Genomic DNA, 24,592 nt, shown 5'->3' with positions numbered 1-24,592 from the left:
AGCACCCCCGCTCAGCGGCGTCGTGCCGCCCGCAGCATGTCGAGGGGCACCCGGCCCTCGGGAGCGCGCAGCACAACCAGCCCGAGCGCGTAGGTGCCGCACACCCCAAACACCACGACGACGGACGTCATCAGCGCCGGACCGGCAACGAGGCTCGCCAGGACAACCCCGACAGCACCGGCAACAGCCGCCAACAGGGCAGCGCGGAGAAGGAGGACGAAAGCCTCGCGCAGGTTCACGCCGTCGTGCCTGCTTCTGAGAAGCCACGCATTCGCAACGGCGGCGAGGACCAGTGAGGCGCTGGTGGCCAGCGCAATGCCTGCGACTCCCATCACCGGTGCCAGCAGAATGTCACCCACAACGTTGACCACCATGGCCAGCACGGAGATCACTACGGGAGCCCTGGCGTCGCCCAGGGCGTACGCCGTACTCACTACTACCTGGCGGATGCCCAGCGCCAGGAGTGCCGGCGCGTACCAGAGCACTGCGGTGGCGGTGGCCTCGATGTCCTCCGGGGAGAAGGCGCCACGGCCGAAGGCTACTTCCACGAGCGGCTCCGCAGCGACCGCCAGGACAACGCAGAGTGGAACCAGGATGGTCACAGTCACTGAGAGGCCGCGGTTCACGAGCCGCCTGAGCTCTGGAAGATCGCGCACCGAAGCGCTGATCGCCGGATACAGCGGCACGAGCAGGGAGGCGATCAGCAGCTGTTCGGGGAGGTTCACGAGCCGCCAACCGTAGGAGAGCGCAGTGATCGCGCCCTCCTCAAGCGTGGAACCCACAGCCCGGTCCACCAGTGTGTTCACATTCCCGACCGCGCTGCCCACCAGCATTGCCGGGACCAGTACGGCGATCTCCCGGAAGCCTGGATCCTTCAGCTGCAGGCGGGGGCGCACCCGTGTGCCGAGGCTGCGCAGCGGGGGCAACTGCAGCAGGAGCCGTGCGCCGGAGCCCACAACGAATCCCACGGCGAGAGCCGCAATGCCGTAGCGGGGGCCGAAGAGCCCGGCCGCCGCGATCATGATCAGGTTGAACGGGACGCCCTGGAGGGATGCCCAGGCGAAGCGTCCGTGCGACTGGGCCAGTGCGGCCAGCAGATCGGTACCCGCCACGAGCACCGTTGCCACCAGCACGATGCGCGTGAGCGTGGCAGCTGTGGCTGTGGTCTCGGCGTCGAATCCTGGTGCGAGCAGCGAGGCCACAGGACCGGCGAAGATCGCCATGACCACGCCGCCGATCCCGAGCACCACCATGGTGAGGGTGAAGGCGACATCGAAGCCGGTGTGTCCCTTGCATCCGTTGTCCTCTGCGGCCGCTTCGCGGGAGACCGCCGGTGTAGCTGAACGGGCCATTGCGTAGGCAACGAGCCCCAGCACGATGTTCATCAGGCCCTGCGCTACGAGGTAGGCGTCCAGCTCGGCGCCTGCGCCGAAAACTGCTGCGATGACGACGTCCCGAAGGAATCCGAGAAGCGTGGACACCGCGGTGAGACCGGTGACAAGCACGGCGACCCTGGAGATCGACTTACCTCCGGGTCTGGCCACGGGATCCCACGCTATCCTGTCTGGGCGGTGAAGCGCTGCATCCACGCCCGTTCCGTGCACGATTGGCGGGATACGAAACCGCTGTGTGCAGGTTTGCTGGCCAACGCCCCCTATCTTCGGCGTGTCTTGGAGGACACGCCGTACCAGCGCTCCAAACCTGCATGGAATGGTATGTGGCCGGCGATGCTTCCGCAGCAGCTTTGCGGCGAGGGGGTCAGGTGGCGCCCTGCTCGGCATGCCGGGCCGCCGTTTCGATCCGTTCCCAGTGCTCCGACCACTCCTCGGCGCTGCGCTGCGGCATGTTCGGATCATCCGGGCCGCGGCCGGTGGCGCCGTCGAGCTGTTCACGAAGGATGTCAGCGTGCCCGAGGTGCTGGGCCGTCTCAACGCACATGTGCACGAGCATCTGCTGCAAGGTCACCTGCCGGCGCTCAGGTGCCCACCATGGGACCTCCCCGTCGGCGTCGAGCGGCAGTGCCTCGATGGTGGCGTCAGTGTGCGCCGCGGAGAAGTGGTGCAGCTCAATGATCTCCTCCGGGGTCTCCTCAGCGGTGAGCCACAGATCGGCTTCCGGGGTGGCGTCGTCGTCGAACCACGGCAGCTCCCGGCCGCTGGGCCGGTTGAAAACCTCACCGAAGTAACCCAGCTGCACGCTGGCGACATGCTTCACGAGGCCCAGCAGGTTGGTGCCCGTGGGGGTCAGCGGCCGGCGCGCGTCATAGTCGCCGAGGCCGTCCACTTTCGCGAGCAGGTCAGCGCGGCGCAGGCGCAGGTAGCGGTGCAGAACCTCTTTGTCATTCATGGGTGGCACTCTACTGGCTGCACCTAGCTTGCGAGGTTGAGGTCATCCGAGATCGCCTGCGCCGCGGAGCGCAGCAGTGGAATGGCCTTGTCAGCGAACCCTTCGTCCACGCGGGAGATTGGTCCTGAGACGGAGATGGCCGTAGGGGTGGGAGCGTTGGGCACGGCCATCGCGAAACAGCGAACCCCCAGTTCCTGCTCCTGCTCATCAATGGAGTAGCCGCGCTCGCGGATGTTGTCGAGTTCGGAGAGGAGCTGGTCCACGGACTTGATGCTCTTCTCCGTGGGCGTGGGCATGCCAGCCCTGGTCACGATGTTGCGCACGGTCTCATTGTCGAGCTGGGCCAGGATGGCCTTCCCGACGCCGGTGTCATGGGTATGCGCCCGGCGCCCCACTTCGGTGAACATGCGCATGGAGTGCGACGACGGCACCTGAGCAATGTAAACGACCATGTCGGAGTCGAGCACCGCCATGTTCGAGGTCTCGCCCAACCGGTCCACGAGCATTTTCAGCTGGGGACGCGCCAGCGCGCCGAGCTGCTTGTTGGCGCCCTCGCCGAGGCGAATCAAGCGGGGGCCTAGGGCGTAGCGTCGGTTGGGGAGCTGCCGGGCGTAGCCCTTCATCACCAGGGTGCGCAGGAGCCGGTGGATCGTGGGCAGGGGGAGATCCGTAGAGGAGGAGAGCTCGCTCAGCGTGACCTCACCGCCGGCGTCGGTAATCAACTCCAGCAGTTCAAACACGCGCTCCACCGACTGGACGCCGCCACCTGCAGCCTTCTCGGCCATTTGGCACTCCTTGCTAGAAACTATCCGCACAGCGGAATAACTTCTCCAAAGATACCCTACTTCCGCAGAGTGGAAACTGGTGTTGGGGCCGTGGGCCCGTGCGGCCCTCGGCGCAGAAACTGCCCGCAAGTGCGGCCCCGCCGGTTCGAAGCGGCAGCCCTGCACCTCCGGGCCGTTTCTGTGCTCCGTCCCCCAAGGCGCCGCGCTTGCAATTCCACTTAGTAGATAATAATATCCACAATACGAAATAACTTATCTGGAGGATCATCAATGGCGAGTCCTAGCCCCGGTTACTCAATCACCCTGCGCGTTCAGGCGCCGTCGAGCTTCACAGCTACTGCTGAGCTGGCCGCCGCCGTCGGCTCCGCCGGTGCATCGATCACTGCGCTCGATGTCACTGAGTCGCACCATGACAGCATCGTGGTGGACGTCAGCTGCAACACCACCGACGCTGCTCACGGCGAGCGCGTCCGTGACGCCCTCAACGCCCTCGACGGCGTGAACGTGAAGAAGCTGAGCGACCGCACCTTCCTGATGCACCTCGGCGGGAAGCTCGAGGTTGTCCCCAAGGTTCCCCTGCGTAACCGGGACGACCTCTCCCGTGCTTACACTCCCGGCGTCGCACGCGTCTGTATGGCAATTGCAGAAAACCCCGACGACGCCCGCCGCCTCACCGTCAAGCGCAACACCGTCGCTGTGGTGACGGACGGCTCAGCGGTGCTCGGGCTGGGCAATATCGGCCCCGCCGCCGCACTGCCCGTCATGGAGGGCAAGGCCGCACTCTTCAAGCAGTTCGCCAACGTGGATGCCTGGCCGGTCTGCCTCGATACCCAGGACACCGAAGAGATCATCAGCATCGTCAAGGCACTCGCGCCCGTCTACGGCGGAGTGAACCTCGAAGACATCGCAGCTCCCCGGTGCTTCGAGATTGAGAACCGGCTGCGCGAGGAGCTGGATATTCCCGTCTTCCACGATGACCAGCACGGCACCGCCATTGTGACGCTGGCCGCGCTGACCAATGCCCTCCGCGTTGTGGACAAGAAGATCGAGAACGTGCGGATTGTCGTTTCCGGCGTCGGAGCAGCCGGATCAGCCATCATCCAGCTGCTGCAGGCCCAGGGTGCGAAGAACATCGTGGCGTGTGACCGCAAGGGCGCCATCCACAGCGGGCAGAACCACACCGACGAGCACCGCCGCTGGATTGCCGAGAACACCAACCAGAATGCTTTCTCCGGGACGCTGCATGAAGCACTGAACGGCGCGGACGTCTTCATCGGCGTCAGTGCTCCGAACCTCCTGGGTGAGGAACAGGTGAAGTCCATGGCTGACAAAGCGATCGTCTTTGCCATGGCCAACCCTGACCCGGAAATCGACCCCATCATCGCTGCCCGGCACGCCGCCGTGGTTGCCACCGGGCGCAGCGATTTCCCCAACCAGATCAACAATGTCCTCGCCTTCCCGGGCTTCTTCCGGGGGCTGCTCGACGCAGGGGCATCCGACATCACGCCGCAGATGCTGGTTGCCGCAGCGGATGCAATCGCCGCCCGGGTGGACGATGATGAGCTTAATGCCAGTTTCATCATCCCGAGCGTGTTCGATCCGCACGTGGCAGGTGATGTGGCAGCAGCGGTTGCCGCAGCGGCGCACGCCGCTCATCAGGGTTCAGCCGCAGAATCAGCAGAGTAGGAGCAGGACATGTCGATTGAAGTCACAGATACGACGCCGGCACCCGGCGCGGAGGCCATCCTCACCACAGAGGCGCTCCAGTTCATCGAGAAGCTGCACCAGCAGTTCCGTGACACGCGGAATGAGCGCCTGGCCGCGCGCGGCAAGCGCCGCGAGGAAGTGGCACAGACCGGCCGGCTCGACTTCCTTCCCGAAACGGCCGAGATCCGCGCGGGCGACTGGACCGTTGCGGAAGCGCCTGCCCAGCTTCAGGACCGCCGCGTCGAAATGACCGGCCCGGCGTCGCCCGCCAAGATGGCCATCAACGCCCTGAACTCCGGTGCCAAAGTCTGGCTCGCTGACCTTGAAGATGCGAGCACCCCCACCTGGCACAACGTCATCGACTCGCAGCTCAATCTCCACGGTGCCGCCCGCGGAACGCTCAGCTACACCTCGCCGGAAGGCAAGGAGTACGCGCTGCGCACGGACGCGCCGCTGTCCGTCGTCGTTGCCCGTCCGCGCGGCTGGCACCTGCCGGAAAAGAACATCACGATCGACGGCGAGCCGGCCATTGGCGCGCTCGTGGACTTCGGTCTGCACTTCTTCCACAACGCCAAGCACCTGCTGGAGAACGGCAGCGGGCCGTACTACTACCTGCCCAAACTGGAGAGCCACCTCGAGGCCCGGCTGTGGAACGAGGTCTTCGTGTTTGCGCAGGACTACGTGGGAGTTCCGCAGGGCTCTATCCGTGCCACGGTGCTCATTGAAACCATCCCTGCCGCTTTCGAGATGGACGAGATCCTCTACGAGCTCCGCGAGCACGCATCGGGCCTGAACGCCGGCCGCTGGGACTACCTGTTCAGCATCATCAAGTACTTCCGCGATGGCGGGGAGTCCTTCATCCTGCCGGACCGCGCGTCCGTGGTGATGACGGCACCGTTCATGCGGGCTTACACCGAGCTGCTCGTCAAGACCTGCCACCGCCGCGGTGCTTTTGCCATGGGCGGTATGGCGGCGTTCATTCCCAACCGACGCGAACCCGAGATCACCGCCCAGGCCATCGACAAGGTCCGCGCGGACAAGACCCGCGAAGCCAACGACGGATTCGACGGCTCCTGGGTTGCGCACCCCGACCTCGTGCCCGTGTGTCGCGAAGTGTTCGACGCCGTTCTGGGGGATAAGCCGAACCAGATCGACCGGCAGCGGCCTGAGGTCGAGGTGACCGCCGAGCAGCTGCTCGACGTCGAATCCGCTGACGGCGATGTCACCGAGGTGGGATTGCGTGCCAACCTCTATGTCGCCGTCGCGTACGTGGCGGTATGGCTCTCGGGTAATGGAGCTGTTGCCATTCACAACCTCATGGAGGATGCCGCGACGGCTGAGATCTCGCGCTCGCAGGTCTGGCAGCAGATCCGGAACAAGGTGGTGCTCGCGGACAGCGGCAACACGGTCACGCCGGAACTGGTGAACTCGATCCTCGCAGAGGAAACCGAGCGGCTGCGCGGCGAAGTCGGCGACGAAGCCTTCACCAAGTTCTACGAGCCGGCCAGCCGCCTCATCGCGGACATCTGCGTCTCAGACGAGTACACGGACTTCCTGACTCTTCCCGCCTACGAGCTGGTGAGCTGAGTGGAGTTCGCTCTCGGTTTCGACGACTACGCCGCGATCGATTCGAAGCTCGCGGACACCGACCAACTCCTGCGCTTCAGCTATCCCGGCGACAACGGCTCGCGCCAGCCGGTCCATACGGTGTACGTGCCGGCGGACCGGTACCAGCCCTCTCTCCCCGGTGACTGGGGCAGGGAGGCGGCTGCCGCCGTCGAGCGCTCCGGTGGAATGAATGCGCTCTGCGCTGCTCTGGGCGTAAGCGACGACGTCGGCACGCTGGTGAGCGCGAAGCTCACCGCTGAGCCAATCGAGGACCTGCGCCTGGACTTCGAGGATGGTTACGGCAACCGGCCCGACGACGAGGAGGACGCCGACGCTTCCCGCGCGGCAATCGCGGTGGCCCGGGCGGTGCGCGACGGGATTGCGCCGCCGTTCATCGGCATCCGGTTCAAGTGCTTCGAGGAGCCCACCCGCCGACGCGCGCTGCGCACGCTGGATCTCTTCGTGGGCGGCCTGCTGGCTGAGGGTCCGCTGCCGGAGGGGCTGGTGCTCACGCTGCCCAAGGTCTCCACGGTGGCGCAGGTTGAGGCGATGGTCTTCGCCTGCCAGCGGCTTGAAGCGGTGCACGGACTCGCGCCGGGCAGGCTGCGTTTCGAGGTGCAGATGGAAACGCCGCAGCTGATCCTGGCCGCGGATGGCACCGTACCCGTGGCGCAGCTGCTGCACCGGGCCGAGGGCCGCGTCTCTGCACTGCACTACGGGACGTATGACTACAGCGATTCGCTGCAGATCGCGGCGGAATACCAGTCCATGGAGCACCCCGCTGCGGACTACGCCAAGCAGGTCATGCAGGTGGCGGTTGCAGGCACCGGCGTTCGGCTGTCTGACGGGTCAACGAACATCCTGCCCGTCGGAAGCGATGCCGAGGTATCCGCGGCGTGGGCGCTGCATGCCCGGCTGGTTCGGCGCTCGCTGGAGCGCGGCTACTACCAGGGATGGGACCTCCACCCGGCCCAGCTGCCCAGCCGGTTCATTGCCACGTATGCGTTCTACCGGGAGGGACTGCCTGCGGCGGCACAACGTCTTCGCAACTACGTGCATCAGATCGAAAGCGCAATCCTCGACGAGCCCGCAACGGCCCGTGCGCTGGCACGCTTTGTCCACCGCGGAGTGCTTTGCGGCGCCGTGACGGAGGCTGAAGTGAACGAGATGGCCGGCATCTCCCTTCCTGACCTGGACGCGCTCGCACACCCGCGGAAACTTCCTGAAAAAGCTGAAAACATCTAAGGATTGAACGTTGAGCAATTACTACGCACCTGAAACCGTCCTGCCTCCGCAGACAGATCTGCTGACCGGACGCGCAGTCGTCACCGAGGCCTATACGGTGATTCCGCGCGGAGTCCTCCGCGACATTGTGGTGAGCGAACTCCCTGAATGGACCGGTACCCGCACCTGGGTCCTGAACCGGCCGGTAGCAGGCGGAGCGACGACCTTCGCGCAGTACCTGCTCGAGGTCTCGCAGGGAGGCGGCTCTACCAATCCCGAGCCCGAAGCCGGGGTTGAGTCCTTCGTGTTCCTCCTAGAGGGCGCTTTGACCATCAAGCTCGAGGGTGAACTCCACGACCTCACCCCGGGCGGCTTCGCCTTCATCCCGCCGGGCGCTGAATGGGAAGTGTCCAACTCCGCGCCGGAGCTCGCCAAGTTCCAGTGGATCCGCAAGGCATACCAGCCGCTGGCCGGGCACACGCCGAAGGCCCGCGTTGGCAACGAGAAGGACATCGAGCCAGGCGCCATGCCCGGCACCGACAACAAGTGGCGCACCACCCGCATGCTGCCCACCGATGACATGGCGTATGACATGCACATCAATGTGGTCACCTTCGAGCCGGGTGCCGTCATCCCCTTCGCTGAAACCCACGTCATGGAGCACGGGCTCTATGTGTTGGAAGGCAAGGCCGTCTACCGGCTGAACCAGGACTGGGTGGAGGTCCAGGAGGGCGACTACATGTCCTTGCGCGCATTCTGCCCGCAAGCCTGCTACGCCGGCGGGCCGTCCAACTTCCGCTACCTGCTGTACAAGGACGTGAACCGTCAGATCAAGCTGACCTAAGCGGCTCAGGCTTATGGAGGGCCTGTCAACAAGTGTTGACGCGCCCTTCCTGCGTCAACTAATGTTGACGTTATGGAGGTGGAGCGAATGAAAACACTGGTGGCGTCAATGGATGGAAAAGGTCCCGCCGACGCACTGCATGCTGTCGCGCAGCTGCAAAAGGAAGTCTCACGGACGGAAGCGTCCCTGGTTCGCGCGGGGCGGCAGGCCGGCCTGTCCTGGGAAGCTATCGCGCTCTGTCTCGGCGTCAGCAAGCAGGCAGTGCACCGCAAGTACGGTAAGCGCTAACGCCGAGGCACCGATCATGGGCTAGAGACGAGAGGGTCGCTACGCCTCGAGCAAACCCCCATCCCTCGACGCTGGCGGCCGCTAGAACGGATCCGTGCCGGGACCAGCCAGCCCCAAAAGGGTAATTGACATATCACCCCGTTATCGGCGTTTAAGGATGTCGAGTTGCATCCGATGCGAGAACACGACACCGCCTGAGATCGTGTATGGTTTCCGGCGATTATCAGCCTTGAAGGAGCCGGGCGGGCGGCGATGTCACGAGCTTCATGGATGAAAGAGAAGCGCTTTGACCTGCGCGTTTGCATTTGATCATTCATCTAATGAATGATTTGGGCATCTGGTAATCGGTGGTGAAGGAGCCATGTGTCGAGTCGGGGATCTGTTTCTGGTTTCGTTCCGGCGCTCTTGCGGGCCGATGATTCGGTGCTTCTTCGGCCGGAGGAGCAGGTCTTCACCGCAATGGTTGATGGGTGGCGGGATCAACAGCTGGCGCGTGGTCTGAACCAGTCCACTATCGCACCGCGGATCCGTATGGTTACGCGGTTCCAGGCGTTCACCAACGACTATCCGTGGGCTTGGACCGCACCGGATGTCGAGGAATTCACCTCCGAGCTGCGTACCCGCGATCATCAGATTGCGATGAGCACCTTGCGCGCGTATCAATCGGCGATCCGGCTGTTCTGCGACTATATCTGCGATCCGCGCTACCAATGGGTGCCCACCTGCGAACGGCTGTTTGCGTCCCATCCGGTGCAGATCTGCTTTGACTGGAACACTGCCGTGCATACGTCGGATTACGAAGGCAGACCGCAGCGCCGCGCTCTGACCAAGTCTGAGCTGCAGGAGCTGTTCGACCATATGGATGATGAAGTCGTGCGGCTGCGCAAGGCGGGCAGCAAAGGATGGCTGCCGGCGCTTCGGGACGCGGCGGCTTTCAAGACCGCCTACGCCTACGGGCTCAGACGCCGGGAGCTGGCCATGCTGGACCTGGAGGATTTCGGCCCCAATCCACACGCGCCCGAGTTCGGCGGCCACGGCGTTGTCTACGTTCGGTGGGGCAAAGCCACAAAGGGCGGCACTCCGCGGCGCCGCTCGGTCCTGACGGTGTTTCCGTGGTCGGTGGGGGTTCTGGATGAATGGGTCAATACGTACCGTGCGCTCTTTGATACGGGACCTCGCAGCTCAGCGTTATGGCCCAGTGAGCGCGGCGCCCGGGTAACCACAGAGTCGCTTGGCCGGAGGTTCACTCGCTACCGGGATGCTGTGGGGCTGCCTGAGGAGATCGGATTGCACTGCCTGCGCCATTCCTATGTCACCCATCTGATCGAGGACGGATTCGACCCGTTGTTCGTGCAGCAGCAGGTTGGGCACTCCCATGCCTCGACCACCGCGATATACACATCTGTTTCCTCGGATTTCAAGACACGCACCCTGCGTAAGGTGCTGGATGCCGGGATAGCGGAAGCACTGAACAAGCGAGGATCACAATGACCAGACGACGCATCGGTTATAAATGGCACCTGCGCCAGCTGATGGCCGCCCACAACATGTGGAAGACCCCGGATCTGGCGCCACTCCTGAAAGAGCGGGGCATCAGCCTTTCGCCGGCCCAGATCTATCGCCTCGTGGCCGAGGAACCCGAACGGTTGTCCCTGCGGACACTGGCCGCGCTGTGTGACATCTTCGACTGCACACCCAATGACCTGATCGAACCCTATGTCGAGGCGGCCCCCCGCAAGGAAGCCACCGGGAACGCGAAGGTGGTTGAGCTCAATGCCCAGCTCCGTCCACGCCGTGCCAGGATCATCGACGATGAGCAGTGAGCCGACCCCGTAAAGCCCCGCAACCGGATACTTACCCTCCATGCGCCCGATGCCGTCTCGCCTATGAACCTGCCGCGAACTGGCCTGATGGAACAATCTGCGGCTACTGCTACATGGCGGCCAAACGAACCCGGGGAACATGCGAGCAGTGCGGGCATGAAGGCGTCCTGCCGGGGGTCAGTCCGACCGGGCCGCTGTGCCGGTCCTGCGCCGGTATTACCCTGAACGTGGACTGCCGGCGCTGCGGCGCCGAAGGTGAACTCTATTCCGGCGGACGGTGCTGGGCGTGCGCTCTGGAGGATCAAGTCCGCCAAACACTTGCCGGTTCGGACGGTTCAATTCCCACCAAACTTGTCCCCTTGGCCGAGGCCCTTATTAGCATGCGCCGACCAAATAGCGGGATGATCTGGATCAGGCAGAAGCATGTTTCAACGTTGCTGCAATCCCTTGCCGCCGGTCGCATCGACCTTACCCATGAAGCGCTGGATTCGCTTCCGTACTCACGCACACCCGAGTACATCCGCGGTCTCCTGGTCGAACACGAGATACTGCCTCCCCGGGACATCTATCTGGCAAAGTTCCGCACCTGGTCAGCGGCGAAACTTACGACAGTAACCGACCCGGCTCACCGGTCGGTCGCCGAGCGATTCATCCGCTGGCACCAGCTCAAACGCCTCCGCAAAGAAGCAGCTACGAAAGGGTCGGTCAGCCGCGCCCTGTTCCTCAGCGTCAAACAAAGCACAACGATGGCCGTGAAGTTCCTCAATAGCCTGACCGAACAGGACCGGACCCTTGCCGACATCGATCAAAGAATCGTTGACCGGTGGTACGCTTCCGGCCCATCCACCAACGCCCTGGCGGAACTGTTTCTCTACTGGGCCATGACCCACAAACACATCAGAAAAGTGGACCTACCCCGCCGAAAAGCGGCCAGCACTGAGGTATTCGGTCACGGGGAAAGAATCACCGCCATCCGCACGATCCTGACTGAAGACAAGCTTCCGCCCGCTCTGAGAATCGCCGCCGGGCTCGTACTGCTTTACGGACAGCCGCTGAACCGGATCGCGAGTCTAACCACGGACGGGATACGGATCTCCAGCGCAGGCGTTGAGCTCCGCTTCACCTCCGAATGGGTCCCCGTCACCGAGCCGTTCGCGTCGCTGCTCGGGGCATGGGTCGCTAATCGAACCAACCTACAAACCGCCGCACACAACTCCAACAGCCGGTGGCTCTTCCCAAGTACCGCTCCTGGCCAACATCTCCCAGCCGCCCTCATCTCGGAAAGACTCAAGGAATACGGGATCCCAGCCCAACTCGGCCGCACGGCAGCGTGGCGACACATCGCCAGAGACGCACCACCAAGCGTCCTCGCCGAACTACTAGGACTCAGCCCGGCCACAGCCATCCGCCACGCAGAGCTAGCCGGCGCCAACTTCACCCGCTACGCAGCGCTGCGGCCCGATGTTTCGAGAACCCGACATCCATGAACACGACGTGTTGCCGGTACGCATCAGGAGCAAGACAACACACACGAAGATAGCCATCCCACTTCGGCTGATACACACAGCTACCCAAAGAAGTCGAACCAATCCGCAATAACGAATCCCAACTGATCCGAGACAACTGAGAAGGGGAGGGAATGTTGCATTCCCTCCCCTCACCTACCAAGGTTCGAGAGTAATCTCGAGACCGGCTACAGTAAGTCGGACAGTTAGACGAAAGACGTATCTCATTCGGAGTACCTCCTTTCTCTCAGGGCGCTCCTTCTGTCGGCCAGGGCGGGAGGAGCGTCTTTTTTCGTACCTTCATCCTCCCCCGCGCGGTTTTGCTATCAAAGGCTGACCCCCCACGTCCAGCGCGGGGGAAGCCGACGCTTACAGCGGGTTTACATCCGGTTCACTGCGGCCATACGCTACGTATAAAGCGGATTCAAATAGGGCTTGTTGCGGAACCTATATAAAGAAGAAGTACAAGTACATCAAGTACTCCATACACATCAGGTACCGCAAGTTTCTCCGCTACAAACGCGAGCGAGTATCGAAGGAGAGTTGTGGAAGAGCCCGAGGATGCCCTCCGACGGAGGGACTGCCCACGTTTTGGTTGACTCGTGGGGTTGATAGTTTTTAGGCGGCTAGCGCCATGTTGTTGATTGTCTCAAACTCGATCGGGGTTAGTTTACCGAGGGCTTTCTGCCGTCGCCGGCGGTGGTAGGTTCTCTCGATCCAGGTGATGATGGCCAGGCGTAGTTCTTGGCGGGTTTCCCACCGTTTCCGGTTAAGCACGTTCTTCTGCAACAGGGCGAAGAACGATTCCATGGCGGCATTATCGCCGCACGCGCCGACCCTGCCCATCGAGCCTTTCAGCCCGCTGGCGTGCAGTGCGGAGACGAACTTACGGGACCGGAACTGGCTACCCCTGTCGGAGTGCACCACGGTCCCGGACGGGCTCCTGAGCGCGACGGGATGAGCCAACGCGGCCACGGCCAGGGAGGCTTTCATCCGCCCGTCGATGGAGTAGCCCACAATCCGGTTCGAATACAGGTCCTTGATCGCGCACAGGTAGAGCTTGCCCTCCGCGGTGGGGTGCTCGGTGATGTCCGTGACCCACTTCGTATCCGGTGCCTCGGCGCTGAAGTCCCGCTCGAGCAGGTCATCGTGGACCGGCGGTCCTGCCTGGCGCCCTCCGACCCGTTTACGGTGGATGACCGAGAGGATCCCGTTCGCCGAACAGAGCCGCCAGATCCTGCGTTCGCTGGCCACCGGTGCAGTGCCGGCGTTGAGTTCATCGGCGATGAACCGGTACCCGAACGCGGGGTCATCGGCGTGCACGTCAATCGCGGCGTTGATCAGGTGCGCTTCCTCCCAATCCCGGGCCGAGACAGGGTTTGCCTTCCACTTGTAGAAGGCCTGTTTGGAGAAGTTCAGTATCCGGCAGGTCACCGTGACGGGAACACCGTCAGCGGCAAGGTCAAGGACCAGCGGAAACATCATTTTGGGTTGACATCCCGCGACAGATACGCGACGGCCCGGCGCATGACTTCGGCTTCCTGTTCCAAAAGCTTGATACGCTTTTTCGCTTCCCGCAGCTCCGCGGATTCTTCCTTTGCCGCCCTGGTTTTGGGGTCGTCTTCCTCGTCGGCTTTCTTCAACCAGCGGTGCAGCGCAGCCGGTGAAACGCCGAAGTCCTTGGCGATGGTGGTCAGGGGCGCTTCGCCCCTGCGGGCAACCGCGACCACGTCACGGCGGAACTCTTCGGGAAAGGCCTTGGGCATGATGAACATCCTTCCACCCGCGAGGTTCATCCTCACAGGTCAGGAGTCAACCAAACCTTCAGCAGTCCCCAAGGTGTCGTCCGCAGCATGAGCAGGTTGCGGTAGTTCCACTGGTCTTGCTGGTTGGGGTCATGTGCCAGTTTAGGAGCGCGCACGAGGTGCCGGGTACCTGCTTGCCTTGGGCCGCTTACTTGGTGGTGAGGATGTGGCAGATTTCTGCTGGCCCACAATCGGCTGGGTCCAGGGTGTGGCTTGTTTCGATGAGTTTCTCGAGCTCGCATGCCAGATTAGCGAGTTCTTGTTGACGTGTCCGGACCTCGGTGAGTTTTTGTTCGAGGACGAGTGATACGTGGGTGCAGGGCGTCTGGCCTGCATCGCGAAGGTTGAGGACTTGGGCGATTTCAGCCAGGGCAAGGCCAGCACTTTGTGCTGCGCGGATGAACCGTAAGCGATCAATGGCTGCGCTGTCGTACGTCCGGTAACCGTTAGCAGCCCGGCCGGGTGGGGGTAGTAGGCCCTGACGCTCGTAGAAGCGGATGGTTTGATTGTCCACGCCCGTGATGGCGGAAACTTCTCCGATCAGCATGGTCCGATCCTAGCCCTTGACCTTATACCTGACTGCAAGGTCTACCGTGGGGCTCATGGACATCACTCTGCAGTACTTTGATGGTTGCCCGAACTGGACGGTCGCAGACGAGCGGCTGCGCATCCTTGCTGAAGAACGCCCGGACATCGTGCTCGGGTATCAGCTCATCGATACGGTCGAAGCCGCCGAACGCCTACGCTTCCACGGTTCTCCCACTGTCCTTATCAACGGCGTCGACGCGTTTCGTGATGCATCCAAGCCGGTGGGCCTGGCCTGCCGCAGGTATATGACCGATGACGGACCGGCGGGCGCACCGAGCTTGGCCCAGCTTAGGAACGCCGCCGGCTGAGTACCCACTCTGCGCATCAAACACGGCAAAGCCCGCCTTCGCGCCGCCAGGAGGGCCCGTGATGGGTGGGCGAGTACGCTTCACCAGCTGAGAGACCAACGTATTCACACTGTCTTACGAAGGGGTTCCTTGATGACTGATACCTATGACCTGCTGGTTATCGGGGCGGGGATGGCCGGGGTTGCCGCCGCGACGAAAACCGCGTCCAATGGCTGGCGGGTCGGAATCGTCGACGCACTTCCCTATGGCGGGACATGCGCCTTGCGTGGTTGTGATCCCAAGAAGATCCTGCGCCGCGGCGCCGAAGTGGTCGACGCTGCACGGCTCATGGACGGCAAGGGCATCGACGGCGGTGGGCTCTCCATCAACTGGGAGGACCTGATGAAGCACAAACACGGCTTCACGGACCCTGTTCCACACAATATGGAACAGGACCTCCGGGCTCATGGCGTGGAAACACTGCATGGTCCGACAACTTTCACAGGGCCTACGCAGGTCGACATCGCTGACACCCACTACGAGGCATCCAAAATACTGATAGCGACGGGGGCAGTTCCGCGGCCGCTTGATTTCCCCGGACACGAGTATCTGATCGATAGCAGCGACTTCCTGAACCTGGAGAGACTTCCTCCCCGGGTTGTGTTCCTCGGCGGCGGCTTCATCTCCTTCGAATTTGCTCACATTGCTGCCCGGGCAGGAAGCACACCGATCATTCTCGATCGAGGAGCGAGGCCCCTGAAGGCGTTCGACGCCGACCTCGTTGAACTCCTGGTCAAGCGCGGATCAGAAGCGGGAGTCGACGTGCGACGCCGCACCAGCATCACGGCTATCACCAGATCTGGCAGTGGATACACCATTCACACCGACACCGCCGGCACCCCGGACTCAATCCAGGCGGACCTCATCGTCCACGGTGCCGGAAGAGTCGCTGAACTATCCAGGCTAAACCTCGATGCGGGTCAGGTGGCCCACGGCAAACATGGCGTTGAGGTAGCCGGCCACTTGCAAAGCACCACAAACCCTGCCGTCTATGCCGCTGGGGACGCAGCAGACACAGCCGGACTGCCGCTGACCCCTGTGGCAGTCATCGAAGCGAAGGTGGCCGCCTCGAACATGCTGAAATCCGCCACGACAGTACCGGACTACGCCGCTACTCCAACGGCTGTCTTCACCGTCCCCGAGCTCGTCCGGGTAGGCATGCTTGAGCACGAAGCCGAGAGCAATGGCTTGAACGTCGACGTCCGCTATACAGACACCAGCGGCTGGTACTCCAACTACAGGATCGGTGAAACCGCCGGAGCCACCAAAGTCCTGGTCGACAAGGACACCGATCTCATCGTCGGCGCTCACCTCTTCGGACATGGCTATGCCGAGCTAGCAAACACCATCAGCGTCGCCATGAAACACGGCCTGACAACCCGACAACTGAAATCAACCACCGCCGTCTACCCATCAACAGGTTCCGATCTGGGCTCCATGCTCTAACTGCCTCTGGCAAGAAAACCTAGCAGCGGCGCGTTTGACCGGTTGAGGCCGCCATCGATTCTCACTCGAACGGGAGGCACTGAGAATCGGGGGTGGGACTGATCGATCCTCATGAAACTAGCAACATAAACTGCACTCAAGATAACCGCGGGCAGTGGCGCATCGGCAGGGTGGATCTGGAGGAGTGCATTTCAGCGGCTTACTTGTGCACAGCCGAGGTGGCACGGAGACTTCACCGAGGTCGACCAGTGAACGCTCCCGGTTATCTTGGTGAACACCGGCTCACTCGCCGAATGCACCAAACACCAACGCACCGCCTGTCACCGCTAAGCCCCCGTTGGGGGAGGGGGCAGGTACCCCACAGGTTCCCTGCCCGAATTCTGATCATTCCGGGGCAAGCCTCACAGAACTCAGGTTGGTGGATGTCAGTGATGGCGCATCGAGCCGACCTGGCTTACCGGCGGGACATGTTTAAGGATTTCCCAAGCCGGGCCGGTGACACTGACCGGTACGGGGAGCGTGTTCCACAAGGGAGGCGCCGGGAGGGTCAGACATGTCGGTCGGGGTACGTAGTGGCGCAATTGTTGGGTTAGCTGCCGCGGCGCTGCTCGGGATGCTATGGGCCTACAGTCTTGGCACTGACGCGGAGGTAAGCGTCCTGGACCCGACCGGGCAAACGCTGCTGGTGATGTTCACGGCTGCGAAGCTCCTCTTCAACCTCGCCGCTGCCTGCACGATCGGCGCTCTGACACTTGTCTGTTTCGCGCTGTCTTCGGCGGAACCCGCTTACAACGTTGGGTTACGTTTTGCCGCCGGCTCGGCGACCGTATGGACTTTCACTGCGGCCCTGCTGAACATGCTGAACTTTCAGCTCGTTGGAGGGGCGTCCCTGCTCTCCGGCGCGTTCTTGCCGGATTTCATAGGGTTCTCAACGACTGCGGAAGTCGGCCGGTCCGGTCTGCTGAGCTTCGTGATAGCGGCGTCCGTTTGCGCGTTGAGCTTCGTCATTCACCGTCGATCCGCAGTCGTAGGAACCGCCGTGCTGGCGTTTACGGGTCTCCTGCCACTGATTCTTAACTCGCACGCTGAGGGAGCGGGCGACCACGCCGACAACACGATGTTCCTGGTCCTGCATGTGAGTGCCGCCGCCGTCTGGCTGGGGGGCCTTGTGTCGGTTGCTGTGCTCCATCGTGTCCTGGCGCCCGAGCGGTTAGGCGCAGTGGTGGGAAGGTATTCCACGCTGGCTCTGGCGGCCTTCGTCGTACTGGGGTTCTCCGGCTCCCTCACGGCCTGGGACCAACTGGGATCACTGAGTGACCTGGGAACAACTTACGGGGTGATTGTGGTGGCCAAGTCCGCCGCGTTCGGGGTACTCGGGATTTTCGGTGCGGTCCACAGACAAAGGGTTCTGAAGCAGCTGGAGCGTGATCCCCGGCAGGAGACACGGCGCTTCATGGTTCTTGTCGTGGCTGAGTTAGCGGTAATGGGCGCCGCGTCCGGGTTGGCGGCGACGTTGGCCCGGACACCGGCACCACCGCTGGAGTCCGCCCCCACCGACGGGCCGCTTCCTGCCCCGGACGGGTGGAGCTTCATGTCGGAGTGGACCATCGACCCGCTGTGGGCACTGGTATGCGCGTTCGGTGTCGTCGTCTACCTTGTGGGAGTGCGCAGGATCCGGCGCGCAGGTGAGAGCTGGCCGGTTCACCGGACAATGTTTTGGTTGGTCGGCGTCGCCGCCCTCTTCACCATCACCAACGGCGGCATCCACGTCTACCAGGGATACTTGCTCAATTTCCATGTGCTGACTCAGATGCTCCTCAGCACGGTAGTACCGCTGCTGCTGCTACCGGGCGCCCCGCTGGAACTTGCCACCCGTACTATCCGCCCCAGATCCGATGGAAGCGCCGGAGGTGCTGAGTTCATACAAGTCATCGTCCGGCCAGCGGTAGCTGCGGCCGCCGCAGCACCCTACGTCCCGGTTCTAGTCATAGCCGGTTCCCTGGTCACAACGTATTACACGCCCCTGCTGGAATTTTCCGCCCTCAATCAGCCGGGTTACGCGCTGATGACCTTACTGGCGTTGGCCTCCGGCTGCTTCTTCACTGCAGCGTTGGTAGGCACAACGCCGGTTGACCAGCGCCTGTTGAAGAAACACCTGGCCGCCCTGGCGGGAACGGCGGTCCTGTATGGCGTCTATGGGTGGGGATTATGGACACAAGGTGAGGCGCTGGAGGGGGCATGGGCCCAATCCGTACGGCCTTGGGGGCCATTGCCGGTCATTGCCCCGGAAACGGCCGGTCTGATCCTGTGGGCCGTCGCCGGCGGAACAATCATTGCGCTTGCCGCCATCATCACTCGCCGCAAACCCACCATCAAGGACGTCACAACCAAACCGGGAACCATCAGGCAGTCCCACGGACGGGCATTGATCAGTTCCGGTGGCCTCGCGGCAACCCAGATTGACGGGCCGCAGGCCACGGCGCAGGGAACACAGCAAGATTGAGGAGTTGCAACGCCGCCGGCTGCCCGCGTACAGGAGGAACTGGTCCGCCGCGGTGATATCGCAGAAGCAACGCCACCGCTTGTCCACGTACCTCGGCTAAAGTCTGCGTGCGACCTGCTGCATGGTGCACGACGGCACCCCGTGGTGGGAAGTAGGGGAGTCCGCTGACTCCTCAACGGAGCTTATTTGCGTTTCCGTTCTGTGTCTCGGTGCTGTTCAGATCTCAGCGGCCACATGTTCACGCAGGTACTCCCGAAGGTACGGCAGGGCGAAGTCAACGTAGCCCCTGCGGACAGGTTGGATCAGCTCGGCGGCGATCAGTCGGAGACGGTACTGGCTGGCATAGTTGACGCTGACCTTCAGGCGTTCCTGAATGTCGGACATCTTCGATGGTCGATCGTCCTTCGCCATTGCGAGGAGGAATGACTTGTCTACGTCAGAGGCATCTGCCAGTGCAGGCTCGTGCACGAGAGCACCCAGCCGTCGCAGAGCTCGGGTGACGCCTTCCTTCGCGTCCTCGACGGTGATCTCGGTCTCCCGTGGATGGATCCTCCACGTTTGGGCGCCCACGAGCTGGATCAGGAATGGGTATCCACTCGTACCCTCGGCCATCACCTGCAGTGCGTGACTTCCGATGGTTCGTCCGGACGTTTCGATTGGTTCACGCAGCGCACGATTCACTTCGGCGGGGGTGACCGGGCCTAGGGTGTGGCGCTCGGCCCGACGAAGGAAAGTGAGGACATCATCGTTGACAACGTCGCTGATGGCTGAAGTGAGGCCGGCGCCGACGAAGGCGAGTTCCCGGCCTTCCCGAAAGGTGTGCTGGACCGTTGTGGCGATTTCCCGCAGTTCGCTGATTTGGTTCTGGTGGATCTCATCGAGGGTGATTAGCAGCCCTGTTTCATGTTCGGCAAGTAAATCAGTGAGCAGCTCAACCTGGTTGCGCAGTCCCGCTTCCACCACGTGCGATTCCACGCTCTCCCACGTCACCGCTCCGATATTGAGCGGGCCAGTGATCCCGGTCAACTTCTGGCGTACGGCGTCGGGGTCGAAGCTGCGCAGGAGTCGGGGCAGGTGCTGCCTCGTGATGCGGTTGATGAAGCCTGGGCTGGCAGTTTCGCTGATGACCAGCCAGCCGCGTTCCTTGGTCCGGTCCTCGATGGCGTTGAGCATCACTGTCTTGCCTGATCCGCGCGCTCCGGTGTAGAGCGTGGCGCGGCCTGAGGAGCCGGGTCCGTCGTCGAGTGCCTCCATGAAGTCCTCAATGACGGCGTCGCGGCCTACAAGCAGCGGTGGGCTCACCCCGAAACTTGGGTGGAAAGGGTTCGGCATAGAACCAGTATACCTCCGGGTCTTTAGACTCTTTTAGACTTACTAGACACTTATAGAGTACCGGATTTGTGCTCGGTAGTCGCCGGATACCTAGTCACATTGAGGATCAGGCGCGGTTACCTGGACTTCAATCCTGGTTCTGCCGTGGCATGGTGTCTTCGCGTCCCGAGTCTTCGCGGCGTAACGCGTTGACGAGTTCAGTCGGTCGTCTGGTCGACACGAGCCAGTAGGGGGTGGGGTCGTCCTCGTCCTCTATCTCGACTCGCACCACGGGGTCGATCCAACCCCGTATGCACAGATACGCCAGGCCGTTCAGCCCGGGGCCGCGCTCTCTGGTGGCCTCATGTTTCAGATGAGCGTGCGCCGGGCCGAGGAACTCACGGTCGATGTGGGCGCGGCCAACGCTGAGCGAGGTTGTGGTCACAGTAATCCGTGGAGTGGACAGAACCAGGAGAACGACAAGGACGAAAAAGATCACGATGCAGGCGATCATTCCGGTGACGATGCTGATGGGCGCGAAGACGAGAATCGATGCTCCCGCAATTCCCGCAATGATCAACCATACGAAAGGCGTCGGCCACAACCGTTCGTCGTAAAGAACCACATCTGGCGGTGCGGACGCCTCAGACATGGTCCCCCGCTTGCCACAACCTGCGGGGGAGGGGCCCGATGCTGGAGGCCTCGAGGGATATCTCAGTGTGCCTCAGACGCTTCCATGTATGCGGAAATAGGTTCATCTGCCAGACCTGATTTCTGTGTGCGGTGCATCGGCGGGCAGGGGAGTGTCGGGTATAGCGGGCGTTTCGGTGGCATCGGTGTGGTTGCGATGTTGCTCTGCAGCCTGCTCACGGTAGCGGGCCCTGCGGATCCGGCCCACCATGGAACGCATCAGGATGATCACGGCGATCACCATGAAGAGGGTCATGAGGAATCCCAGGAGCCCGGGGGTCACTTGGGTGGGATCCAGGCCGGGCCGTAACTTGCCCTCATCTGGTGGTGGTACCAAGGCTGGTAGCGACGCGACTAATAGCATCAGAGTTTTTCCTTCATCCGTGGGCGGGTAGGTGTCGGGTCATGATTGGTCGAGCTTCTGGCGCAGCTGTCGCCGTAACCGGTGGCGCGCCGCTGTGCCGGCAATGACGCTCAAAATAGTGCCGAAGGCTGAGGTCAGACCGACCCAGAACAAGGTTCCTTCCGTTGCGCCGAGCGGTATTGGTGCGCGGAAGACCACTTCCGACCAGATCGCGGCCGTCGCCACCAGCCCGGGCAGGGCGGTGAAACCGGCTGCCCACATGTACGGCTGAGGGCCCTTCCGGCGGCCGTTACTGCTGAAGCCGACTGCCAACAGGGCCAGACCGGTCAAGGTCACCACTGCACCCCCGATCACGAGCTGACTCAGGAGCGCCCCGAACAGGATCAGCAATGAGGCGATGAGCACTAGCCGGCGGTGCCGCAGGGGCAGCCGCACCGGTGAGTTGATGGCGGCCCGCCCGAGTGCTGCCCTGATGTCCGGTCCCTGTGGAACGGCCGGACCGGGAAGGGACCTCACCCCGTCTACCTGCCCGGTCGCGGCCGGCCCGATCTCCCGTCCGTCTACCCGTAGCATCGGGCTGCCGGGAAATATCGCCGCGGCAGCGCCTTCCCCGGCGGGAATCCTGGTGAAAATGATGTGCTCCTGCGGAGCGAGGTCCTCCAGGATGTTCTCGGTTGTTTCCCGCAACGGTTGCGCCGCCGGACAGCCGTCGGTGTACCGGAGCTCGACGCGCATCACCGGCCCCCGGTATGTGATGGCACGTGCTCGGGTTCGGTGGTTGATGACCGTGGCCGGTTCCTACGGGAGAGGAACACTGTGAGAGCGCCGAGGAAGAGGATGGCGGAGACCCAGGTGTTGATGCGCAGCCCAAGGATGGTGTTGGCGTAGTCGGAGCGCATCAGTTCGAAGAAGAACCTGCCACCCGTATACAGGGCGACGTAGAGGGCGAAAGGTGCGCCGGCGCCCAAAGCGTACTTCTTATCCAGGAAGAGGATCAGCGCCGCGGCGGCCAGGCACCACAGCGATTCGTAGAGGAAGGTCGGGGCGAAGTATCCCAGCACGAGCGGGTTGCCGGCGGCGTCGAGTCGAGCTGAACCGGCCGACAGGTCCATGTCGTGGATTTCGAGGGCCCAGGGCAGGGTTGAGGGGTCACCGTAGAGTTCGTTGTTGAACCAGTTTCCCCACCGGCCGATCGCTTGGGCGATGAGGATGCCGGGTGCGGCAGCGTCAGCGAAGGCCAGGAAGTTGACCTTGTTCCTGCGGCAGCCGATGTAGGCGCCGACAGCGCCCAGGGCGATCGCCCCCCAGATACCGAGCCCGCCTTCCCATATCCGTAGGGCACCCCAGGGGTCCTTCCCGGGGGCGAAGTAGAGCTGGTAGTCGGTGATGACGTGATAGAGCCTCCCGCCGATAATTCCGAACGGTACGGCCCACGTCACCACGTCCAGAGCCTGCCCGGGAGTGCCTCCGCGCGCTGTCAGCCGGCGGTTGGTGAGCCACACGGCAACGACGATGCCGGTCATGATGCACAGTGCGTAAAAGCTGATGGAAACCGGTCCCAGCGCGAGGGAACTGATGGACGGGGACGGGAGGTAGGCGAGGGGTTCTGCTGTGTTCATCGTGGGTCCAATGGCAGTGATGTCGAAGGTGGTGCAAGCCGTTGATGTATCTTGCACAGGCGCTTCGATCGAGTGGGGAGGCTGGCCTGATGACCTTGCCGGAGGTGGGTTGCTGCGGTGCGAGCTGTCGCACATAGGCGTGGGTAGGGGGTCTAGGGGTTTAGATGGGGAGCCGGATGTCGTTTGCGAACCAGTTCTGGAGTTCTGCGACCCAGGCCCCCCAGACGCCGGAGACCATGAGCAACCCGAGGGTGATCAGGATCCCGCCGCCGAAACGTTGCAGCGCGAGTCGGTGCGCGCGGAAAAAGCGCAGGGCTCCCATGCCGCGGCGGGCTCCGAGTGCTATGAGCAGGAACGGGACGCCGAGTCCCAGACAGTAGAAGAAGGTCAACAAGGCGCCCTTGGCTGCACCGGATCCGTCGGTGAAGGCCAGTAGCTGGACAGCCGAAAGGGTCGGGCCGATGCACGGTGCCCACCCGAGGCCGAAGGTGACACCAAGCAATGGCGCCCCCCAGAGCCCGGTAGGTACGCGTGCGTGGATTCTCGCTTCCCGTTGGAACCAGGAGAGACCACCGAGGAAGACCACACCCATCAGAATCACCAGGACACCGAGCACCTGGGTGATCCACGCCTGCCCCGGCGCCTGGAGCCACGCACCGAGCTGCCCGAACACTGCACCGATCAGCATGAACACCAGCGAGAATCCCAGAACGAACAACCCGATACCCGCGAGCATCCGACCGCGTTTTTGCTGGGCGAGATCGACCCCGGTCAGGCCTGTGACGTAACCGAGGTAGCCGGGCACGAGAGGAAGGACACACGGTGAGGCGAAGGACACCAACCCTGCCAGCACAGCAATGGGAACCGCCAGCAGAAGCGAACCGCTCAGGATGGTCTCAGCGAATGGATTAGCTACGGTGGAGATGACCATGGCCGGGACCTCCATGAGCCGCGTCATTGTTCGGCCACCACATCAGTGATCAGAGCCTTCAGGGTGCTTTTCTCCGCCAACCCGATGATGCGGGCGGCAACACGGCCCTGACGGTCCAATACCAGGGTGCTTGGTACGGCCTGCGCCGGCACATACTCTGCCATGGTGAACTGAACAGTCCCGTCCTGGTCGTTGAAGCTGGGATAGGTGATGCCGAAGTTCCGTTCGAACGCCTCAGCGGTCGGCCGTTGGTCCCGAATGTTCACCCCGAAGAACTGAACACCGTCCTGCTGGTGTTCCTGCGAGAGTGCTTGCAGGTCCGGGGCCTCCACACGGCACGGCGCGCAGGCGGCGTACCACACGTTCAGGACAGTTATCTTCCCGGCCCAGTCGGCTGACGAGATCGTCGTCCCGTCGTAGAGCTCGGCGGTCAGTTCCACTGGTTCTCCCCGTGCTTCGGGGGCGTACTCGCTCACCGAACCGTCACCGGCGATGTAGTTCTTGTTATCTCCGGCTTTGGCCTGTTGCGCCAGCGGATCGGTAGCGGCGCACCCAGAGATCAGCAATGACAGGGTCAGAAACAGGACCGGAAGATTCTTCCGTGGCCGATGTTTCCCGCCGTTTTGCCGGCGCGGCGCACCGGTTGGTGTGTGCCGGAAGAGTTGTCCGCTCATTTTCGTCGCCGATCGCGCCGGGCATCGGAGGAAGCTGAGTACGCGGCGAGGATCGCCACGGGTAGGACGATCAGTACCGACACCCAGGAAGGAAACGTTTGCCGGAGCAGGAGGTAGCCGATCGCGGCAACCAGGAGCAGGAAGGTGGTCTTATGCCATCCGCGCCATTGGGACATTTCTCTCC

Annotated in this window: 24 protein-coding genes; 11 read left to right on the top strand and 13 right to left on the bottom strand. The window is 62.8% G+C overall.

Annotated elements, in window-relative coordinates; translation table 11 throughout:
• Nucleotides 1-11: 11 nt before the first annotated feature.
• The 3 genes from murJ to ACZ2GY_RS16705 all read right to left on the bottom strand — a co-directional run bounded on the left by murJ (nt 12) and on the right by ACZ2GY_RS16705 (nt 3,131).
• Entirely contained in the window at nt 12-1,544 is a 1,533-nt protein-coding gene (gene murJ / locus ACZ2GY_RS16715) for a murein biosynthesis integral membrane protein MurJ (RefSeq protein ID WP_471672569.1), read from the bottom strand.
• Nucleotides 1,545-1,758: 214 nt separating this feature from the next.
• The gene (locus ACZ2GY_RS16710) at nt 1,759-2,346 is read right to left on the bottom strand and encodes a DinB family protein (RefSeq protein WP_471672568.1); all 588 of its coding nucleotides are present in this window, start codon (nt 2,344-2,346) and stop codon (nt 1,759-1,761) included.
• A 23-nt stretch (nt 2,347-2,369) separates the two neighbouring features.
• On the bottom strand, nt 2,370-3,131 hold the full coding sequence (locus tag ACZ2GY_RS16705) for an IclR family transcriptional regulator (protein ID WP_277357567.1): 762 nt from the start codon (nt 3,129-3,131) through the stop codon (nt 2,370-2,372).
• 270 nt (nt 3,132-3,401) lie between these two features.
• Here ACZ2GY_RS16705 and ACZ2GY_RS16700 point away from each other — a divergent pair, with 270 nt between their 5' ends.
• The 8 genes from ACZ2GY_RS16700 (at nt 3,402) to ACZ2GY_RS16665 (ending at nt 12,112) form a co-directional block, all read left to right on the top strand.
• Nucleotides 3,402-4,817: an NAD-dependent malic enzyme gene (locus tag ACZ2GY_RS16700; RefSeq protein WP_471672567.1), complete on the top strand. Its 1,416-nt coding sequence runs from the start codon at nt 3,402-3,404 to the stop codon at nt 4,815-4,817.
• Between the two features lie 9 nt (nt 4,818-4,826).
• The gene (gene aceB / locus ACZ2GY_RS16695; RefSeq protein WP_471672566.1) at nt 4,827-6,425 is read left to right on the top strand and encodes a malate synthase A; all 1,599 of its coding nucleotides are present in this window, start codon (nt 4,827-4,829) and stop codon (nt 6,423-6,425) included.
• Entirely contained in the window at nt 6,426-7,691 is a 1,266-nt protein-coding gene (locus ACZ2GY_RS16690) for a DUF6986 family protein (RefSeq protein ID WP_346027723.1), read from the top strand.
• A 10-nt stretch (nt 7,692-7,701) separates the two neighbouring features.
• Nucleotides 7,702-8,514: a bifunctional allantoicase/(S)-ureidoglycine aminohydrolase gene (locus ACZ2GY_RS16685; protein ID WP_277357563.1), complete on the top strand. Its 813-nt coding sequence runs from the start codon at nt 7,702-7,704 to the stop codon at nt 8,512-8,514.
• A 72-nt stretch (nt 8,515-8,586) separates the two neighbouring features.
• Nucleotides 8,587-8,802: an AsnC family protein gene (locus ACZ2GY_RS16680; RefSeq protein ID WP_471672564.1), complete on the top strand. Its 216-nt coding sequence runs from the start codon at nt 8,587-8,589 to the stop codon at nt 8,800-8,802.
• A gap of 363 nt (nt 8,803-9,165) precedes the next feature.
• Nucleotides 9,166-10,293, top strand: coding sequence for a tyrosine-type recombinase/integrase (locus tag ACZ2GY_RS16675; protein WP_471672474.1), 1,128 nt, complete (start codon nt 9,166-9,168; stop codon nt 10,291-10,293).
• Entirely contained in the window at nt 10,290-10,625 is a 336-nt protein-coding gene (locus tag ACZ2GY_RS16670; protein ID WP_471672473.1) for a helix-turn-helix domain-containing protein, read from the top strand. Before ACZ2GY_RS16675 ends, ACZ2GY_RS16670 begins: the two co-directional genes overlap by 4 nt.
• A 401-nt stretch (nt 10,626-11,026) precedes the next feature.
• Nucleotides 11,027-12,112, top strand: a complete 1,086-nt coding sequence (locus ACZ2GY_RS16665) for a hypothetical protein (protein ID WP_471672563.1) — start codon at nt 11,027-11,029, stop codon at nt 12,110-12,112.
• Between the two features lie 636 nt (nt 12,113-12,748).
• Here ACZ2GY_RS16665 and ACZ2GY_RS16660 read toward each other — a convergent pair.
• A protein-coding gene (locus ACZ2GY_RS16660) for an IS3 family transposase (RefSeq protein ID WP_471672562.1) occupies nt 12,749-13,896 on the bottom strand; the annotation gives its coding sequence in 2 pieces (ribosomal slippage) (nt 12,749-13,617 and nt 13,617-13,896; 1,149 coding nt in all).
• Nucleotides 13,897-14,083: 187 nt separating this feature from the next.
• The gene (locus tag ACZ2GY_RS16655; RefSeq protein ID WP_471672561.1) at nt 14,084-14,482 is read right to left on the bottom strand and encodes a heavy metal-responsive transcriptional regulator; all 399 of its coding nucleotides are present in this window, start codon (nt 14,480-14,482) and stop codon (nt 14,084-14,086) included.
• Nucleotides 14,483-14,537: 55 nt separating this feature from the next.
• On the opposite strand from ACZ2GY_RS16655, the gene ACZ2GY_RS16650 reads away from it, so the two are divergent.
• The 3 genes from ACZ2GY_RS16650 to ACZ2GY_RS16640 all read left to right on the top strand — a co-directional run bounded on the left by ACZ2GY_RS16650 (nt 14,538) and on the right by ACZ2GY_RS16640 (nt 18,819).
• A complete protein-coding gene (locus ACZ2GY_RS16650; RefSeq protein ID WP_471672560.1) occupies nt 14,538-14,831 on the top strand; it encodes a thioredoxin family protein in 294 nt (97 codons plus the stop codon).
• A 132-nt stretch (nt 14,832-14,963) separates the two neighbouring features.
• Nucleotides 14,964-16,316 (top strand): dihydrolipoyl dehydrogenase family protein, encoded by a 1,353-nt coding sequence (locus tag ACZ2GY_RS16645; RefSeq protein ID WP_471672559.1) that lies wholly within the window; start codon nt 14,964-14,966, stop codon nt 16,314-16,316.
• Between the two features lie 553 nt (nt 16,317-16,869).
• Nucleotides 16,870-18,819, top strand: a complete 1,950-nt coding sequence (locus ACZ2GY_RS16640) for a bifunctional copper resistance protein CopD/cytochrome c oxidase assembly protein (RefSeq protein WP_471672558.1) — start codon at nt 16,870-16,872, stop codon at nt 18,817-18,819.
• A gap of 216 nt (nt 18,820-19,035) precedes the next feature.
• On the opposite strand, the gene ACZ2GY_RS16635 is transcribed toward ACZ2GY_RS16640, so the two are convergent.
• The 8 genes from ACZ2GY_RS16635 to ACZ2GY_RS16600 all read right to left on the bottom strand — a co-directional run bounded on the left by ACZ2GY_RS16635 (nt 19,036) and on the right by ACZ2GY_RS16600 (nt 24,584).
• Nucleotides 19,036-20,121: an ATP-binding protein gene (locus ACZ2GY_RS16635; protein ID WP_471672557.1), complete on the bottom strand. Its 1,086-nt coding sequence runs from the start codon at nt 20,119-20,121 to the stop codon at nt 19,036-19,038.
• 157 nt (nt 20,122-20,278) lie between these two features.
• Nucleotides 20,279-20,782, bottom strand: a complete 504-nt coding sequence (locus tag ACZ2GY_RS16630) for a DUF3093 domain-containing protein (RefSeq protein ID WP_471672556.1) — start codon at nt 20,780-20,782, stop codon at nt 20,279-20,281.
• A 102-nt stretch (nt 20,783-20,884) separates the two neighbouring features.
• Nucleotides 20,885-21,076, bottom strand: a complete 192-nt coding sequence (locus ACZ2GY_RS16625; RefSeq protein WP_471672555.1) for a hypothetical protein — start codon at nt 21,074-21,076, stop codon at nt 20,885-20,887.
• A gap of 147 nt (nt 21,077-21,223) precedes the next feature.
• Entirely contained in the window at nt 21,224-21,919 is a 696-nt protein-coding gene (locus ACZ2GY_RS16620; protein ID WP_471672553.1) for a hypothetical protein, read from the bottom strand.
• On the bottom strand, nt 21,919-22,803 hold the full coding sequence (gene lgt / locus ACZ2GY_RS16615; RefSeq protein WP_471672552.1) for a prolipoprotein diacylglyceryl transferase: 885 nt from the start codon (nt 22,801-22,803) through the stop codon (nt 21,919-21,921). Before lgt ends, ACZ2GY_RS16620 begins: the two co-directional genes overlap by 1 nt.
• Nucleotides 22,804-22,963: 160 nt before the next feature.
• Nucleotides 22,964-23,761 carry a cytochrome c biogenesis CcdA family protein gene (locus tag ACZ2GY_RS16610; protein ID WP_471672550.1) on the bottom strand — a complete coding sequence of 266 codons (798 nt, stop codon included), beginning with the start codon at nt 23,759-23,761 and terminating at the stop codon, nt 22,964-22,966.
• Entirely contained in the window at nt 23,758-24,408 is a 651-nt protein-coding gene (locus ACZ2GY_RS16605; RefSeq protein ID WP_471672549.1) for a TlpA family protein disulfide reductase, read from the bottom strand. The genes ACZ2GY_RS16610 and ACZ2GY_RS16605 overlap by 4 nt, the downstream gene beginning before the upstream one ends.
• Entirely contained in the window at nt 24,405-24,584 is a 180-nt protein-coding gene (locus ACZ2GY_RS16600; RefSeq protein ID WP_471672548.1) for a hypothetical protein, read from the bottom strand. Before ACZ2GY_RS16600 ends, ACZ2GY_RS16605 begins: the two co-directional genes overlap by 4 nt.
• Between the last annotated feature and the right edge of the window lie 8 nt (nt 24,585-24,592).

The organism is Arthrobacter sp. KKT183 (assembly GCF_055657625.1).
The sequence above is the reverse complement of the archived record's forward strand: the minus strand, read 5'-3'. Positions and strand labels throughout refer to the sequence as shown.

Coding starts and splice junctions, on each gene's coding strand:
- ACZ2GY_RS16710 (WP_471672568.1), bottom strand. CDS start 2,346: ATGAATGACAAAGAGGTTCTGCACCGCTACCTGCGCCTGCGCCGCGCT.
- ACZ2GY_RS16705 (WP_277357567.1), bottom strand. CDS start 3,131: ATGGCCGAGAAGGCTGCAGGTGGCGGCGTCCAGTCGGTGGAGCGCGTG.
- ACZ2GY_RS16700 (WP_471672567.1), top strand. CDS start 3,402: ATGGCGAGTCCTAGCCCCGGTTACTCAATCACCCTGCGCGTTCAGGCG.
- aceB (WP_471672566.1), top strand. CDS start 4,827: ATGTCGATTGAAGTCACAGATACGACGCCGGCACCCGGCGCGGAGGCC.
- ACZ2GY_RS16680 (WP_471672564.1), top strand. CDS start 8,587: ATGGAGGTGGAGCGAATGAAAACACTGGTGGCGTCAATGGATGGAAAA.
- ACZ2GY_RS16670 (WP_471672473.1), top strand. CDS start 10,290: ATGACCAGACGACGCATCGGTTATAAATGGCACCTGCGCCAGCTGATG.
- ACZ2GY_RS16665 (WP_471672563.1), top strand. CDS start 11,027: ATGATCTGGATCAGGCAGAAGCATGTTTCAACGTTGCTGCAATCCCTT.
- ACZ2GY_RS16655 (WP_471672561.1), bottom strand. CDS start 14,482: ATGCTGATCGGAGAAGTTTCCGCCATCACGGGCGTGGACAATCAAACC.
- ACZ2GY_RS16650 (WP_471672560.1), top strand. CDS start 14,538: ATGGACATCACTCTGCAGTACTTTGATGGTTGCCCGAACTGGACGGTC.
- ACZ2GY_RS16645 (WP_471672559.1), top strand. CDS start 14,964: ATGACTGATACCTATGACCTGCTGGTTATCGGGGCGGGGATGGCCGGG.
- ACZ2GY_RS16640 (WP_471672558.1), top strand. CDS start 16,870: ATGTCGGTCGGGGTACGTAGTGGCGCAATTGTTGGGTTAGCTGCCGCG.
- ACZ2GY_RS16630 (WP_471672556.1), bottom strand. CDS start 20,782: ATGTCTGAGGCGTCCGCACCGCCAGATGTGGTTCTTTACGACGAACGG.
- ACZ2GY_RS16625 (WP_471672555.1), bottom strand. CDS start 21,076: ATGACCCTCTTCATGGTGATCGCCGTGATCATCCTGATGCGTTCCATG.
- ACZ2GY_RS16620 (WP_471672553.1), bottom strand. CDS start 21,919: ATGCGCGTCGAGCTCCGGTACACCGACGGCTGTCCGGCGGCGCAACCG.
- lgt (WP_471672552.1), bottom strand. CDS start 22,803: ATGAACACAGCAGAACCCCTCGCCTACCTCCCGTCCCCGTCCATCAGT.
- ACZ2GY_RS16610 (WP_471672550.1), bottom strand. CDS start 23,761: ATGACGCGGCTCATGGAGGTCCCGGCCATGGTCATCTCCACCGTAGCT.
- ACZ2GY_RS16605 (WP_471672549.1), bottom strand. CDS start 24,408: ATGAGCGGACAACTCTTCCGGCACACACCAACCGGTGCGCCGCGCCGG.
- ACZ2GY_RS16600 (WP_471672548.1), bottom strand. CDS start 24,584: ATGTCCCAATGGCGCGGATGGCATAAGACCACCTTCCTGCTCCTGGTT.